Source organism: Trichocoleus sp. DQ-A3 (assembly GCF_039961975.1).
Classification (GTDB): domain Bacteria; phylum Cyanobacteriota; class Cyanobacteriia; order Cyanobacteriales; family FACHB-T130; genus FACHB-T130.
In genome coordinates this window covers 77,188-92,901 of record NZ_JAMPKC010000014.1, presented here as the reverse complement: position 1 = coordinate 92,901, position 15,714 = coordinate 77,188, and the positions used below count along the sequence as shown (strand labels likewise).

At 48.3% G+C, this 15,714-nt stretch carries 16 protein-coding genes; 8 read left to right on the top strand and 8 right to left on the bottom strand.

All coding sequences use genetic code 11. The annotated features are described in order from the left end of the window. Nucleotides 1-19: 19 nt before the first annotated feature. Nucleotides 20-3,007, bottom strand: a complete 2,988-nt coding sequence (locus NDI44_RS19190; RefSeq protein WP_190414079.1) for a GAF domain-containing protein — start codon at nt 3,005-3,007, stop codon at nt 20-22. A gap of 369 nt (nt 3,008-3,376) precedes the next feature. Between NDI44_RS19190 and NDI44_RS19185 the strand changes: the two genes are divergently transcribed. Beyond that, nucleotides 3,377-4,546 (top strand): quinone-dependent dihydroorotate dehydrogenase, encoded by a 1,170-nt coding sequence (locus NDI44_RS19185; protein ID WP_190414077.1) that lies wholly within the window; start codon nt 3,377-3,379, stop codon nt 4,544-4,546. A gap of 66 nt (nt 4,547-4,612) precedes the next feature. Here the strand turns inward: NDI44_RS19185 and NDI44_RS19180 are convergent, their stop codons facing one another. After that, a complete protein-coding gene (locus NDI44_RS19180) occupies nt 4,613-5,800 on the bottom strand; it encodes a PAS domain S-box protein (protein WP_199292331.1) in 1,188 nt (395 codons plus the stop codon). Between the two features lie 1,225 nt (nt 5,801-7,025). Between NDI44_RS19180 and NDI44_RS19175 the strand changes: the two genes are divergently transcribed. Beyond that, on the top strand, nt 7,026-7,256 hold the full coding sequence (locus tag NDI44_RS19175; RefSeq protein WP_190414075.1) for a hypothetical protein: 231 nt from the start codon (nt 7,026-7,028) through the stop codon (nt 7,254-7,256). Nucleotides 7,257-7,439: 183 nt separating this feature from the next. Continuing rightward, nucleotides 7,440-7,697, top strand: coding sequence for a hypothetical protein (locus tag NDI44_RS19170; RefSeq protein WP_190414073.1), 258 nt, complete (start codon nt 7,440-7,442; stop codon nt 7,695-7,697). 41 nt (nt 7,698-7,738) lie between these two features. Here NDI44_RS19170 and NDI44_RS19165 read toward each other — a convergent pair whose 3' ends face one another. Next, complete coding sequence (locus tag NDI44_RS19165) at nt 7,739-7,999, bottom strand: hypothetical protein (RefSeq protein WP_190414072.1); 261 nt, start codon at nt 7,997-7,999, stop codon at nt 7,739-7,741. Between the two features lie 50 nt (nt 8,000-8,049). Here NDI44_RS19165 and NDI44_RS19160 point away from each other — a divergent pair, with 50 nt between their 5' ends. From NDI44_RS19160 to NDI44_RS19150, 3 genes are all read left to right on the top strand, one after another. After that, nucleotides 8,050-8,307, top strand: coding sequence for a DUF1816 domain-containing protein (locus tag NDI44_RS19160; protein ID WP_190414070.1), 258 nt, complete (start codon nt 8,050-8,052; stop codon nt 8,305-8,307). 438 nt (nt 8,308-8,745) lie between these two features. Continuing rightward, nucleotides 8,746-8,964, top strand: coding sequence for a hypothetical protein (locus tag NDI44_RS19155; RefSeq protein ID WP_190414068.1), 219 nt, complete (start codon nt 8,746-8,748; stop codon nt 8,962-8,964). Nucleotides 8,965-9,151: 187 nt separating this feature from the next. After that, nucleotides 9,152-9,823: an alternative oxidase gene (locus tag NDI44_RS19150; RefSeq protein ID WP_190414066.1), complete on the top strand. Its 672-nt coding sequence runs from the start codon at nt 9,152-9,154 to the stop codon at nt 9,821-9,823. A gap of 27 nt (nt 9,824-9,850) precedes the next feature. Here the strand turns inward: NDI44_RS19150 and NDI44_RS19145 are convergent, their stop codons facing one another. Next, the gene (locus NDI44_RS19145) at nt 9,851-10,852 is read right to left on the bottom strand and encodes a DNA polymerase III subunit delta' (RefSeq protein ID WP_190414064.1); all 1,002 of its coding nucleotides are present in this window, start codon (nt 10,850-10,852) and stop codon (nt 9,851-9,853) included. A 145-nt stretch (nt 10,853-10,997) separates the two neighbouring features. Then, nucleotides 10,998-11,654 carry a dTMP kinase gene (tmk, locus tag NDI44_RS19140; protein ID WP_190414168.1) on the bottom strand — a complete coding sequence of 219 codons (657 nt, stop codon included), beginning with the start codon at nt 11,652-11,654 and terminating at the stop codon, nt 10,998-11,000. 67 nt (nt 11,655-11,721) lie between these two features. Between tmk and NDI44_RS19135 the strand changes: the two genes are divergently transcribed. Next, nucleotides 11,722-11,889, top strand: coding sequence for a hypothetical protein (locus tag NDI44_RS19135; protein ID WP_190414062.1), 168 nt, complete (start codon nt 11,722-11,724; stop codon nt 11,887-11,889). Nucleotides 11,890-11,948: 59 nt separating this feature from the next. After that, nucleotides 11,949-12,296 (top strand): hypothetical protein, encoded by a 348-nt coding sequence (locus tag NDI44_RS19130; protein ID WP_190414060.1) that lies wholly within the window; start codon nt 11,949-11,951, stop codon nt 12,294-12,296. Between the two features lie 48 nt (nt 12,297-12,344). On the opposite strand, the gene NDI44_RS19125 is transcribed toward NDI44_RS19130, so the two are convergent. The 3 genes from NDI44_RS19125 to NDI44_RS19115 form a co-directional block, all read right to left on the bottom strand. Continuing rightward, entirely contained in the window at nt 12,345-12,767 is a 423-nt protein-coding gene (locus tag NDI44_RS19125; RefSeq protein ID WP_190414059.1) for an FHA domain-containing protein, read from the bottom strand. Between the two features lie 70 nt (nt 12,768-12,837). Beyond that, on the bottom strand, nt 12,838-13,032 hold the full coding sequence (locus tag NDI44_RS19120) for a hypothetical protein (RefSeq protein ID WP_190414057.1): 195 nt from the start codon (nt 13,030-13,032) through the stop codon (nt 12,838-12,840). A gap of 114 nt (nt 13,033-13,146) precedes the next feature. Continuing rightward, nucleotides 13,147-15,603: a heavy metal translocating P-type ATPase gene (locus NDI44_RS19115; RefSeq protein WP_190414055.1), complete on the bottom strand. Its 2,457-nt coding sequence runs from the start codon at nt 15,601-15,603 to the stop codon at nt 13,147-13,149. Nucleotides 15,604-15,714: the final 111 nt, after the last annotated feature.

Here is a 15,714-nt window from a genome sequence, read left to right as displayed (position 1 = left end):
GGCATTCAATTTTTAATTTTTAATTGACCATTGGTAGTAACAACCGAGTTAAGTAGCGGTGTCCTTCCATCTGGTAAAACTGAAGCTCGCCGCCAAAAGAGCGCACGAAGCGTTGGCAAATCTTCAAGGTCGGTTCGAGATGGAAAGCTGCTCCTACGGGTGTTGTCAAATCAAAACGTTCCGAATCGGTCATTAACAATTCCACAAGGGAAGCGCTGTCCTCTTGGGGAATTTTGACTTCAGCCTTGAGATGAATCCGGCTGTTTGCGGTTGCCTTACGAGCTGCGATCGCTAACAGTTCGGAGAGGACGCATTCCAGCTTAAGCAGGTCGCTATATACGTGAAGGTTGCTACCCACTCCTCCGATGGATACTTGAATCTGGCGCTGATGGTATAGAGGTTGAACGAACCAGAGCGATCGCTTCAACACATTCACTAACGGCACCTTTGTCAGTCGGCGCTTCAGTTGCCACTGCTCCTCCTCCACGAGCGGGGCGAACTCCCCAAGGATATTCCCTAGTTCGCGGATGAGTTGTGAGGAGTGCATACGCGCTAAAGATTTATCTGGAGGATGCCCTTTAGGAGGTACAGAACTGTCTGCACGATTGGTTTGTTCTCCCGCAGGGATATCTGATAACCCCCCCCCTACAAGTTGATTCAGGCGGTTAAGTCGATCGGCGGCAGAGGAATGCAAGCTTGCCATGCAACGATGTTTATACCAGTTCAGCTGTTCTAGGTTTCTGACTTGCCCATAGAGAGCGGCGTTTTCCAAGGTGTACTGGCGAATCCGAGCGAACTGTCCTATCAAGGTTTCCACAACCGGAAGTAAGTGTTCGGGCCACTGACGCTGGGGGCTGTCTGCCAGCACAACCAGACCACCGGAAGGATGAAGGGGAGTTGTTTCCTCCTTCATCCTTCCGCCTTCATCCTGGGGGAGAGCCATGACCAGCAAGCAGCCGATACTGGCGCTGCTCAGCCATTGCCGGGATCTACTGGGGATTTGCGTGCCCCGCTTTTCTAGAAGACCCTCAGTCGTTAGAGCTTCCTGAATCAATGCATCGTTGAGTGGAACCGAAAGGTCGGGGGGAAGGGCAAACCGCGAGTTTGCCATCACCGCCGCCGCTACCTTGGCGTTTTCAATCCGAGAATCTTTCCGAGTGCCTCCCCAAGTAAGCAAGAGCGCTAGAGGAGATTGCAGCATCTCAGAGAGGAATTCCACCCAAGCCCGATCGAACCCGGCGGGGTCTAGCGGTGCCGATAAGAGAATCTTCAAGCCAGCCTGGAAGAAGGATTGGGCTGACTCTGAGAGTTGGGTGGAGGTTCTCATATCCAAGGTGCGGACTGCCAAACTTAATTGTTGGCTGACGATGCCTAGTAATTGGCGCTCGGTTTGGTTCCAAGTTCGGGGAGTGTTATGACCAATGACAACAAGGGGTAAGTTCTCTTTCGGGTCTGGGTCAAGCTCAGAGGTGTCGCGACTGGACATCCGGCAGACTAAAAGCGATCGCACGCCTAAACCCGCCAAGCTCTCCCGCCAGCGACCCAGTCGCGAGTCTTGTTCCCAATCTTCAATCGCCACGGCTTCAGGACTTTCCTCGATTAGCTGCCGGTCAGCACCTGTAACAGCGCTGAGGGAAGTTGTTAGGGGTCTTCTATTCAGTGGCTGGCGCTGGTAAACAACCGAATAATTTTCAGCTTTCTGTTTTGAGTGTTCAGTTGAACCTGGGGGAATGGGCAATGAGTCTTGTTCCCCATTCCCGAACCATGACCCCTGACCACTTCTGGGTTGTTGCAGTACCAAAAAACGTTCTGCCCCCAGCCGCTTCAAGAGCAGTTGGGCACACTCATCTAAGGCTTTCTCAGCGTTTGTGTTGTCGGCGAGGATACGGGCACACTCTGCTACCAGTTGGGCATCCTGTTGGGTACGCTCAAGCGTTCCTTCTATCTCCTCACTTCCTGCCCCTAGGGAAATCAACTGAGCAGCCGCACGAATGTAGTTTTTTTCCGCTTCTTCCCAGATGCGAGCTTCATTGCCTTCCACTGCCAGAAAGCCCACCAGTTCCTGCTTTACCCGAATCGGCGCAGCCAAAAGGGAGCGTGCCCGCAACCTGGAGAGCAAGCGCCCGGTTACTTCGGCTTTTAGGGGGCTTCTACCCGCGCCAATGGCAATCAGCCGATTTTCATTCAGAGCTAGATAAAATTCGCTGACTTCTTGGACGGTAAGACCAGCAGCAGCACTGGCGGCTGAGGAAGCGAGTCCCCTAGATGTCTGGCGGTTGCCAACTCGGTGCCAAAAGTAGCGTCGCTCTGGGGAATACCAGTAGACGCTGGTGCGAGTTGGTCCAATAAATTGCTGCGTCATGGCTACCACAGCCTCTAGGCGTTGATCCATCGCAGGCATCCGCGCCATCTGGTCTAGCACCTGAAATAGTGGCTGGTCGGGGCGCTTGGTCGAGGAGTGCTGCCAGTCAAGTTCAATCTGGTACAGGGCAGCAGCTAATCCCCCAAATAGCATTGACATCTGGGCTTTTTCTCCCGGTCGAGGAGTGGCACCCCACAAGGACGATCCTAGTAGCACGACACCAAAACAACGGTCTTTGCAGCGCAAAGGATAAAAAAACGCACCCTGAATTCCAAATTGTTGAGCTGCTCGACGCCATTCTCCAGCCCGCACTTCTTCGCTGAGATTTGGGACGCCTAAGGAGCGCTGCTGGATGACTACCTGCTCCAGAAGGTCGCCGGGACTTAGGGTAAACTTACTTTTAAGAAATTTTGTGTCGCCGGTGGGAGTGACGCCGCCTTTGCCAAATAAACGGTGATCTAAGCGATCGTAGAGGCCAATCCAAATCAGGCGATAGTCAAACTCGGAGGCGAGATAATTCAGGGTGGTTTCGATGAGAACGTCAACATTCTCCTCTTCCCGCATGGTCTGAAGGACGCGCCCCAAGGCAACAAGTTGGTTTTCGTAGTCCGCTGGACTTTGGTCTGGAGTGTGGTGTTGATCCATGTTATTCAACCGCGACCCGACTCATTGCGATCGCTTGTCGCTTGTCAGATTTCTCACTTGAAAGTAGGACTGTTAGCGTAGCGGCGCTCTACTCCCGGATTGCCCGAACAAACCAGAGCGTCTCAAAAAGAAAGATTTTCAGCTTGTTCGTTGTGAAACTTTGCTCATCGGTGAGTGTCTTAAAACTCGGAAGTCGGGCGTGCGGGAAAGAGACTTTCATGTTTTTGGTATGAACTTTGTTCGTGGGTGTCTCTTGCAAAGCTTGTAATATCTAGAATGCCCTTACTTGAGGATAGTCGGTTGTCAATTATTAGTTATTTTTGTTTTTTTTTTACCAATGACTAATGATTAACGACGAATGATTAAATTATGGATATCTATCAACTCGCAATTCGTCCGGCATTATTTTCCGGATTGAAAGCCGATCCAGAATGGCTGCATCAACAAACGCTCCATCTGTTCAGCGCTCTTGCCGGTTCGCCTTCTCATTCCCCCAAAAGCTGGATTGTTGCACAATTACAGCAATCTTACGCCAAGAGAGATGCTCGCTTAGAACAAACTCTGTGGAAGATAAAGTTCCCCAATCCAGTGGGTCTAGCCGCTGGATTTGATAAGGATGGCGTCGCGGCTGGGATTTGGCCTAGTCTCGGCTTCGGCTTTGCGGAACTCGGTACCGTAACCTTACACGCGCAACCGGGAAATCCCCGTCCTCGCTTGTTTCGCTTGCCGATGGACAAAGCCGCCCTCAACCGGATGGGATTTAATAACCAAGGGGCAGCGGCAATGGCGCAAAGGTTGGAAAGCTGGAGTGGAAAGTTAAAAGCTGAAAATTCCAACCTTCAACCTTCAACCTTCAACATTCCCCTAGGAATTAATCTAGGTAAATCTAAGATAACGTCACTAGAGGCTGCGGCTGCTGACTATCTGGGTAGTTTTCGCCTTTTGAAGGATTTGGGAGATTACTTTGTCGTTAACGTTAGCTCACCCAATACACCGGGATTGCGAAGTCTCCAGTCTTCGGATCAGCTGAGTCTGATTCTAGATGCCCTGCAACAAGAAAATCAAGGACAAAAACCTCTACTGGTAAAGATTGCCCCAGATTTGGAGTGGGAAGCGATCGCTTCTGTGATTGAACTTGCTAAAAATTACCAACTGGCTGGGATCATCGCCACTAACACCACTATCCGGCGCGATCATCTAAAAACCCAGATACTTTCCCCAACTGGTAAACCCGTGAGTGAAGAAGCTGGTGGCATCAGCGGTGCTCCTTTAAGAGAACGTTCTACCGAAGTCATTCGCTTTATCTTCACGCAAACGCAAGGTCAACTGCCCATTATCGGCGTCGGCGGCATCTTCACCGCCCAAGATGCCTGGGAGAAAATCGCGGCGGGTGCTAGCCTGATCCAGGTTTACACTGGCTGGATTTATGAAGGTCCTTGGATGGTACGCCGCATTCTGGAGGGTCTGTTGCAAAAATTGCAGGAACACAGCTTAGCGTCTCTCTCTGACGCCGTTGGCATAGACAGTCTTCAGACTTGATTTCAAGCTACCCACTGTCACTTGTTAATCAACCAACAACTGATAACTCACCCCTAGCCGCTTACTCTAGAAGCTTCCCTCTTTGAGGATAATGTGGTATTTGGAGTCAAAGGAAATCTTTCCTTCTTGCTGTAACTTCCCTAACAAACGGGTAATTGTCACTCTGGTGACGCAGCAGGCATTGGCAAGGTCTTGATGGGTGAGACGAACGCTCAAACGAGTTCCCTGCGGCACAGGTTCGCCAACTTCCTGTTTCAGCAGCAACAATAGATTCTGCAAGCGGTCTTGCAATCGTCGCTGACCAGAAATCGCCAAAAGCGATTCTGTCTGCCGCAACCGCAAATTAATTTTCGGTAAAATAGTCTGGGCAAGATGAGGGGAGGCTGTTATCTCTGAGAGGGAAATGTTAACTATCTGCACGTCCGAGACGGCAGTTGCTTGATAGGTTGACAGGGCGGTTAAACAAGAGCCAAAAGGCATCGAAGGACCGACTAACCCTACCAGCACCTCTTCACAATTGTCACTCATCGTACTCAGCTTCACCAAACCCCGACACACTAACCACAGGTTTTGAGGGTCGAGGGGAATGATTTCTCCTTTGGAGTAAGCCTGTACAGGGCGATCTTGCTTGAGGTCGTAGTTATTTTTTTCTAGCGCCTTCTCTACCCGCTTGCGCTCAGTGATATCGCGAATCAGCCAACGCAATGTGACTGCTTTGCCTTCCCCATTATTATGAGTAGTGGCGACTGTTATCCCCGCGTCAAAAATCTCACCTTTACGGGGCTGTAGGCGTACTGTCCACTCATATACTCGTTGCTGCTCATGCAGCCGAGTCAGTTCGTTACGAAAGATTCGACGTTCTTCTTGAGGAATGAAGATGACAAACGGTTTGCCCACTAAAAACTCTGGCGACACGTTGAGCAGTTTAGCAGCAGCGCGGTTGGCTTCTCGGATTGTCCCTTCTGCATCCGTCACCAGGTAGCCTTGCGGTGCTAACTCGAACAGATCCTGGTAGCGGTGGCGTTCGGCTTCCAACGCCTGTCGTGCGGCTACAAGTTCCTCATTCTGCTGGCGTAGTTCCTCTAGCGCCACTTGTAGCGTTTCCGAGGCGATGCCCAACTCCTTGAAGGCGACTGGCAGTAGCTCCGGCTCTTTAGGCGGAGCGATTGTTGCCCCTTTGTACAGCTCAGCTAATCGCCAGTTAATTTGCTGAATTTGTTGGGCAAATAAGTTCACATTTATTTCATTTTTCATAGTTTTACCTTCACTAAGGGCATGATTGAGAACTTCTTACCCTCTATCAAGTTCACTGCTTTTTTCCTTTTAACATTCCTTTCTCTAATTGCGCCCTTCCAAAAGAGGCAATCCTTGCTCCCCCTATTTATCTATTTATTAAATGAATAAATTAAATATGCAAATAGCGGCAAAAAGTAAATTTTATTTAACTAATATATATTCAAGCTTATTTTTTGAGATTATGGAAATAATTAGGGTTTTCTAACTAAATATTTAGCGATTGGAAAATCTTTGATGTACAACACCCTGTAGTGTGGAACGGAGCGCAATGTGAGTAAAGCACAAGGGAGATTCTATCACTCTCTGCATACGCTTTGCGATCGCTTCACAAAGTTGCTTTGCACTAAGCACCGCTTCGTTAACGAACGCAATCAAGAGTTCAGTTACGCGGGGTATGAAAAGACAAGTTTTGAAAGAACCTAATTAAAATTGCTTGTGATTTTTAATACAATTATTTACTGACTTTACATCAATCTATTTCTTCAGATAGATGCAGGCGAAGAGCACAAAAGTTAAGCCTTAGATAATCGTTATCCTGCCGCAAGAAGCTGCAACGGGATATACTGACAGACAACACCAAGCCCCTAGAAAGCAACTGATAGGGGCTTTTTGTATTCAGAATTGCAAATAGATTTAAGGTTCGCTGATTCCTCTAGTGTAAGCGAAAAATCAGGTTGAATGAGAATAATTTCGTTTATTTATTAGCGATACAATTTTAGCTAAACAGTTAAAAACTCTGCTAGAAATACTGAAACCGTTATGTATGCGATCGCGTAACAGCACCCCCGCGAAGTTCCCTAAGCTGTCATCGCTCACAAACACCAATAAAAACCTCCTGATAAACTGCAATAGAAAGTTTTTTTGGATGCGCGATCGCCTGATAATTTTCCAGTCGGTTTATTCTATCTTAGAAGTGCAAGGCAATTCTCGCGATCGCCGTTTAAAACTCTTATATTTTATAAAACAGATGTCTCAAAGCTGTAGCTCTTACGCTTGTTTTGACAACTTTACTGTTCTATCCACGATAGCGCTATCTTTCCTAAACATAGGTTTTGTGCTTCCAATCACAGGTAAATTTAACATTCAACCCAGCCCTGTGGTAGAAGTTTGGTAAAACAGTAACGGGTAAAGTTCCAAAGGTGCATTCTTACGGAGTTGGGCAAACTGCCCTAGCAGTTTTTGTATGCAAAAACAAGAAGTTTCCCTATCTGTGTCATCGCCCCATTGCGTTTTGAAAAACTTCCAGGCTTCCTCATCATTAGCCACAGAGGAAGATACCAATCAACGCCAGCGATTAACCTTCCCCCACCCAGATTACAGTTCGCTTTGTGTTTGGCAGCTTCCCACCTTACCTCGCCACTATCGCGTTCGCCAAATATCAGTATTTCCTAGACTGCTAAAACTAGGGATATAAATAACAGTAGACTTTATAAAGCTAAAACATTAAAGAATGTTGTAAAAATCAAGATGTTTTGTGAATGATGGGAATAAGTAATGGTTTTTGATTACCTATTTATAAATAATTGAACGGAGGCAATTAATCTTTAATTAGCCTACCTGTTAATTAACTATAAAATTAGTTATAGAGGGTTGTACTATGCCAGAGAATATCAATAAATTAAGCTTTCTCAACCCCCAGAGTCGTTATTGGGGTCGTTTCACTCCGGAGGAGCTAGCTTTTAATGCGAATTTACAGGAATTTGCACAAAAAATTTCTTATATATCTGCGTTGCAAACCGGAGGTAAGATTTCTTCCGAACAGGCATACAAGGATATTAAGTCTCTGTGGAAGCAGTTAAAGACAAGTAAAAAAGAACTAGGCGTGGGAGCAAATATCCCAAAAACAGAAAGCTAGTGATGGTCAACAGTTACGCTGCTAATGTCAGGGTTTATTGATTATTCAGCAATATCTTGAACTTTAAGGTTGTATTGCATACACTTGTGCCAAGTTGCATCCGTTAAACTAGAATTCAAGAACAAATTTTGTGTTTGATATTCTTTGAGGTTTTCTAAAAGATATAAAATATCAATTTGGCGATCGCATCTGAGTACAGTGACGCAGTTGTATGAAAGCAGAATCGTACAACTATGAGCCGACTGCCAGGTTATCCTATCGAGCTGGGCAGAACTGTCATTCAGTTCAAACGAGAATTTCAATGCCTCTGTCTAGTTTGTCTAATCCCTAATTCTCTTAGTTATCACTTCCTATGGCACTGCTCAAAACAATCAAAGAGGTCTTGACAGGATTTGCACAAGGTCTCCGAATGTCTTGGTGGGTGGAAATTGCCACTACTGAGCCTCGCTGTATCTACTATTTTGGTCCCTTTCACAACTCCGCTGAAGCAGCAACTGCGTGCCCTGGCTATATTGAAGATATCCAAAGTGAAAAAGCTGGCGGGATCGAAGTCACCATCAAACGCTGCAAGCCAAGCGTGTTGACGATGTGTGAGGAAGAAGTCAACTAAGAAAACTGTCCGAAATCTACCATTCGGTGGTTGGTATATAAGATCACCAAGAGATTTAACGTAATGCCCACTCCTTCGGTAGAAGTTCAGGGAAGGGGTAGGCATTAACTTGGTTAATAAGGACAACAAATGAATGGCAATCTCCCTCTGGGAGTTTCTACACGGTACTACACGGTCAGGGAAACAGCGATTATCCTCCGGAAACGCTAAGTCGGATGGCGAACTGACAAGTCAGCGCTAGGCTAACGCCTCGCTTCGCTAACGCTATCGCGCTTTTGTTAACCCTTCCTTGTCGAACCCTCTGCTTAGTAAACTCCCAGCTTCCCTTTTAAGGGACTGTTTGTAAATTACACTTGGTGGCGCTATTGCCTGAGCTTTTGTAACTTAGCGTCCCTATTAGTTTATATTTATAAACACTATTGAGGAGACAAAAAGATTATGACTCAACCTCAGTTCCATGATGAATTGACCCTTTCGGAAACAGCAGAACAATTTGGAAAAAAAGCTCTAAAATTAGGTCTTATCCCTAGTTTTGTCGTCCGCTACTTTCCAGATAGCAGCCAATTCTATATTCCTAACGAAACCGAATCTGAACCGCTCACCCCAGAAGAGGCATATCTGCGTCTGAAAAAATTAGTGGAACAATCTGGTCAATAAGTGTTGTCCGCACAGTAAATGTCCGGCAGTCTCAGTAGGTGAGTATTAGGTAGGTATAAAAATTCAATATCAGCTAACCCCCTGCACTACATCAATCGGGTTACTTGGTTTGTCAATTATTTTACATTTATTTATACTTAATCCATGAGTTTATAATTATTAGTCGTTTTAAAAGCAGACTAGGAGAATGATTCGTTTACTCGTTAGTTTCTTAGAATTTATTTTAAAAACTTTTTACCAAGAGCGATGGTATGCAAGATTTTATGTCTTGGAAACGATCGCTCGCGTTCCTTGTTTTGCTTATTTATCGGTTCTTCATCTCTATGAAAGTCTCGGCGCGTGGCCTTATGCTGATTGGATCAAGGTTCACTTTGCTGAGTCCTGGAATGAGTTGCATCATCTCCGCATCATCGAAGCATTGGGTGGGGGGAAATCGTGGAGCGATCGCATGATTGCTCGGATTGGCGTCCTGGCTTACTACTGGATTCTAGTTTTTGTATACATGATTGCTCCTAGATCGGCTTACTACTTTAATCAGTTAGTCGAAGAAGGTGCTTACCACACCTACGATAAATTTCTAACAGAGCATGAGGCTGAACTCAAAACTCAGCCAGCTCCACAGATAGCAATTGATTACTACCACGAGGGCGATCTTTACATGTTTGATGATTTTCAAATCTCTCATACACCAAGGGAGCGTCGCCCAAAAATTGAGAATCTTTACGATGTGTTCGTTGCCATCCGCAATGACGAAAAAGAACACATCACAACCATGATTGCCTGCCAGCAACCAGACGCAAAAGAAAAAATTAAAAGCCCCCATTCCCCTGAATTTAAGCCCTCATCTGAAGAGAGTTAAAGCAATTTTTTCCTCTCAAATGGTGGCTTAAATCATTTCTAATAGCGTTACTTCCCAGACAAGTCGCGGTTGAGCATAACTCAGGAGAGATTGGCGGGCTTTTTCGAGTTGCTGGAGGGGCAATTTATGAATTACACCGTTCAAGAATTGCTGCCAGTAAGTGTGCTGTAGATAATCAACTAACCACAGTTGGGCTTCTGTATCGAGAGTTTTATCAATCCGTTTGGCGAGTTCAAGGGCGTCACGAAACGATTTTGGCAGATGGATAACGTCCTGAAGTAAGTCTTGGGGAATCGTTTGGAGTTGCTCCCAGGAAGCGATCGCATTTCCCGGACTGCCTTGCGCGATCGCTAACACTGTCGGATGTTCCAAAATCTCTTCATGACCCGTCTTCCGCAACACCTGCTCCATTGCCGCCGAGTCTAAACCATAGAAAGGAATGTGCTGACAACGCGATACCAGCGTCGGTAACAACGACGACTGAGTGGGTGCGATTAAAACCAGCGTTGCTCGTCCCGGTTCTTCTAGGGTTTTGAGTAAGGCATTTGCAGCCGATTCTGCCATCGTTTCTGCTTGTTCCAGCACAACAAGCGATCGCGGTGCCTCCAGCGCCGAACGTCCCAGAAATTGGGTAATTTCCCGAATTTGCTCCAGCCGGATTTGCGGCGGAGCCTTGCGCTTGACACCCGCTTCGGCGGCTTCGGCGGCAGATAATCGTTGACCCTGATGCAGATAGGTCGGTTGCACCCAAAATAAGTCTGGATGATTGCCCTGCCGCAAGCGGTTTTTGATAGACGCAATACTCCCCTTGCTTCCTTCCTTAATCACAGGAGATTCGGGGGCGTCTGGCTCAGTTGCGGGTACATTAGCACAGAACAAAAGGTCTACAAAGCACCGAGCCGCCATGCTGCGTCCGACGCCTTCGGGACCCGCAAATAGATAGGCAGGAGCAATCCGATTTTGAGCCACTGCCTGAGTTAGTAACTCAACCGCTCGGTTTTGTCCGACAAGTTCCGCAAAAAAGTTCATTTAACCGCAAAAAAAGGCAAAACTAAAAAAATTTGCAAGCAGTACCATTTACCCTGGAGACGCGATATATGGCGTCTGGAACCAACCCTCAAAAATTGTATTGATAGTTTAATCGCCACTGCCAGGGAATTATAGATTTTTAATTTTATAGAGACCATTGCCGAAACCGTTGAGTCAAAATCGCCTGAATTTGCCCTTGGACTTCTGCCTCAGTGCCACTGCCATCCACCCGCACAATCCGCTGGGGATGGACTGCTGCTAAGGCTCTAAACCCCTGCTGTACCCGTTGGTGGAACGCCAATTCTGCTTGCTCCATTCGGTCGGCTGCTCCCCTGGCTTTAGCGCGTGCTAGACCTATTTCAACGTCAACATCTAGCCACAGGGTGAGGTCGCTTTCCAGTCCGTCTGTCGCCATTTGGCATATCTTCTCGATTAAAGATAGGCTAAGACCCCGACCATAACCTTGATAGGCGATAGTTGAATCGGTGTAACGATCGCACAAAATAATTCCTCCTGCCGCCAGGGTTGGTTTTAGCACTTCTTCAACGTGCTGCGAGCGGTCTGCTGCATACAACAATAGTTCTGTCCGGTCTTGAATGGGGTGATTCAGAGTCCCTTCGAGCAACAAGCGGCGCAAAGCTTTACCCAATTCTGTACCCCCTGGCTCTCTGGTGATCGCCACCTGCGAGAAAATCGGAGATTCTGCCTTCATCCTTTCCAGAAGCCAATCGCGCGATCGCTGCATCTGAGTTGTTTTACCGCTTCCTTCCACTCCCTCAAACACAATCAGCTTGCCCTGCATTCCCCAACCCTTATCATCACAGCCTCTTTTTTCTTGCTCAAGATCGGGATGTTGCTCACCAGCACCGATGAATCCACAACCCACTCATCCTTCATTCTTCCAAAGTATCAGTCAACCCCACCCCGTGCTTTTGGTAACTTCCCTACTTAGTTCTTCCGGAGGAGCGACTGGTATGCTGGAAGCTGATAAAGGCTGGGTGATGGCTCTAGCCTTAGAAGCAAGCATTCCTTTCTGACCCGAAACGAAGGTTCGGTATGATAAGAGGGTCGAGGGATATGACGTCGGGGATTTTTTATGGCTCGTTATACTTGTTCATTTATCGTTGCAGTTCCCCTTGAGCGTCTCCAGCAGGTGCTCATAGAAGTTTTGGAGTCCTGTAATTTCGATATTATCTACAACACTGGAGACTACTTGATGGCTCGCGAGATACCGGGTCACGTCTCTTTTGCCAAGCTGGTGACGGTGGAAGTGCTCATCGATAAATCGACCGCTACCGACCGAGAAGTGCGGATGAATTTTGTAGTGAAAAACGAAGAGTTGCCCCTGCAAGTGGACAACCACTGCCACCAGATGTTCTATCAGGTGCATCAGGCGATCGCGGAAAATCGCCATTGGCAACTAGTTGAAAGCGTCGCCGGATAGACAAGCTTCCCCCTGGGAAGTTCTCAGGCGAGATTTTCATGGAGAAAATTAAGGTTCTTCCCCATCGCCAACCATATTGGGACTAATCAGGGTAATGTCCCACTCATCTGGAGGTCCCGTGGGAATGGATTCTCGCTTCAGGTGGAAGTAGCGTGCCCGCACTTGCGGCCCAAACACAATCTCATCTTCATCTTCGAGATCGTGAGCTTGGAGTTTTCGACCATTGATCAACAGACCATTGGCGCTGGGCTTGCCTTTGTCGCCATCGACAATTCGATAATAGTAAGAGCCATCCGCACGCAATTTTTGCACTAAAGTTGCGTGCCGACGCGATACAAATTGGGAGTACAACCGGATATCGCACTTCTGGTCTCTGCCAATGCAATATTCCGGCTTTTCTAAGGGAAACTCCTTACGTCCCTGATCATCTTCAATAATCAATATATGGTTCAGATGCAGTTTTACAGCCATTGAAAAATTATTTAAGAGAGGGCGGTTGGTTTGTGAAAAACAGTTACTTAGACTAACAGTGGCACCATTCTCAACCGGCGGGATAAGCGCCTGTGCCTGCACCCTGAATATCAACACTCGACCGAGCATTATCTTGAGGAAAACAAGAGGCGCTTTGGCGGAGGTTGGCAGGACTCCAGCGTAACACCCCCACCTTCCCTGAAGCCAGTGTCGTCACCTTGGAGCAGGCTTGATGTGTTTGGAGGGTTATAATCTCCTCTATCATATTGTGGCACACCGAGTTAGCGGTCAATTGTTCGTTGGCAGTTATCGAAAAGCAGGTTTAATTTAAGATTTTTGTAACAAACCAATCCGACTGATTAAACGCGCTTGGACTCAATCAGTTATCGGTAGAGAGAGATTTACGGAGCAAAAGCGAGTTAGTGACGACGCTGACAGAACTAAAAGCCATTAATGCTCCGGCAGCAGATGGGCTGAGAACAAGCCCGAAAGTGGGTAGCAGCACACCCGCAGCAACTGGCAAGGAGATAGTGTTGTAGGCAAACGCCCAAAATAGATTTTGGCGGATTTTGTTGAAAGTCGCACGGGAAAGCTGGATTGACTTGACAACATCCAGAAGGCGATCGCGCATCAGAACAATTTGAGCAGTTTCAATGGCGACATCGGTTCCCCCTTGGAGGGAAATGCCAACATCTGCTTGTGCCAAAGCGGGGGCATCGTTGATGCCATCACCAACCATTGCGACGTGCTGACCCTGAGCTTGTAGCTGGGCAATCGCGGCTGCTTTGGCGTCTGGACGGACATCTGCTAAGACATCCGAGTCTGGATTAAGTTCCAACTGAGACGCGATCGCCCTTGCCGCTTCTAGTCGATCTCCAGTCAGCAGCATCACCCGTAATCCCATCTGCCGCAAGCGAGACACCGTTGCTTTCGCATCTCCTCGGAGGGTATCGGTGACGCCAATCAACCCCGCTAATTGACCGTCAGCGGCGACATAAACCACCGTTTTCCCCGCAGATGCCAGTTGTTGAGCCTGGTTTTGTTCGGAATCGCTGAGGGAAATTCCTTGCTGAGTCAACCAGTCTGCATTCCCCAGTAAAACCCGCACGCCTTCAACCAAAGCCGATACCCCTAGTCCCGGTTCCGTATAAAACTCTTGGGCAAGGGGGATGGTTAACTCTTGGCGGTGCGCTTCTTCCCCGATTGCCTCTGCCAGGGGGTGGGTGGTGCCACTTTCTGCCGCCGCCGCCAGTTGCAGGAGCATTTCTGGGAGGAAGTTCCCCACCGGCAAGTAATCAGTAACGACGGGATGACCCGTGGTAAGAGTGCCTGTCTTATCAAATACCACGATATCCAGGTGGTGTACCCGTTCCAGCACGTCGCCGCCTTTGATCAACAGCCCTCTTTCTGCCCCCAGACCCGTTCCCACCAAAATTGCCGTGGGGGTCGCTAAGCCTAAAGCACAGGGGCAAGCGATGACAGAGACAGAAATTGCAAGCTTTAAACTAAGTAACAAAGCTGAGTGCTGTAGAGGTGGGGGTTCCCTGTCTATGCCGCTGGCATGGTGCATGACTGAGTGCATCGCTGAGTGGCTCTCTATCCCTACTGCGCTCAACATCGTGACATCAGGCCAAAGTTGAGAGCCGATGAAGTACCAAAATAAAAACGTGAAGGTTGCTGCTGCCAGAACGCCGTAGGTGAAGTACCCCGCCACCGTATCCGCCAATAGCTGCACGGGAGCTTTTCGGATTTGGGCTTCTTCGACCAGGGCGACAATTTGTGCCAGAGTCGTATCCTTGCCGGTGCGAGTTGCCTTGATCGCGATCGCTCCCGACTGATTCAGCGTCCCAGCCGCCACCGAGTCTCCCGGTTGCTTCATGACCGGAACCGGCTCCCCAGTCAACATTGACTCATTCACCGTTGTCTGACCCGCTACCACTTCTGCATCGACCGGGATCTGTTCTCCCGGCAAAACCCGCAACCATTCACCTACTCGGACTTGCTCAACGGGGATTTCAATGCCCCCGAAGTCGCTCCCCTTGGCACTTCCTGTGGGCGTAGAGCCAGCAGCCGTAGGATTGGCAATTAAACGAGCAACTTTCGGCTGGAGCGCCAACAATGCCTGAAAGGCTGCGGCGGCACGACCTCTTGCCCGTTGCTCCAAGGTGCGCCCTAGCAGGATAAAGCCTAACAGCATGACCGGCTCATCAAAAAAACATTCCCAACCCAGCTGAGGGAATAGCAACGCCACGCAGCTAGCCGTGTAAGCTGTAAGCGTTCCTAGCGCCACCAGGGTGTTCATATTGGGAGCATTTCGCCGCAAGCCCCGCCACCCATCGACTAATATCTGGCGTCCGGGAAAGAGTAACGCTGCCGTTGCTAATCCCCAGTGAAACCAAATGTTGGTCAGGGGTGAAAAATAAGCGGGAAAAGAGATGAAGTGTTGATTAAGATGACCCATTGCCGACAGCACAATCAGAACGCCCGCAATAACTAATTGCCTCAACTGCTGGCGATTTTCTAGGGCGTGCCGTTCTGCTGGACTCAGAGCCTCTTTTGCTTTTTCGCCTGTTTTAGTGGCGAGACGAGGCTGGGTCGGAAATCCGGCTTCTGTCACCTGTTCGGCTAACGCAACCGGGTCAATCGCACCCGCTTCGCATTCTACGACAGCGACTTCTGTCACCAGATTAACGCGGGCAGAAACGACGCCTGGATGCTGGGTTAGCTGCTTTTCTACCGCTTTCACGCAGCCTGCACATTTCATGCCTGTGACATCCAGGGCGATCGTCTCTAGCGGCGATGCAGGGGTAGCGGCTACGGTTTGGGGGGATTGCATAGAGAATCTTGGGACTTTCCACGACACCTCAACGCCAGACTGTTCTAGCGTCTCTATTTTGAGGTTAGGCGAAAGTCCGGGCGATCGCGCAAAAATTCTTAATCTTTTTTA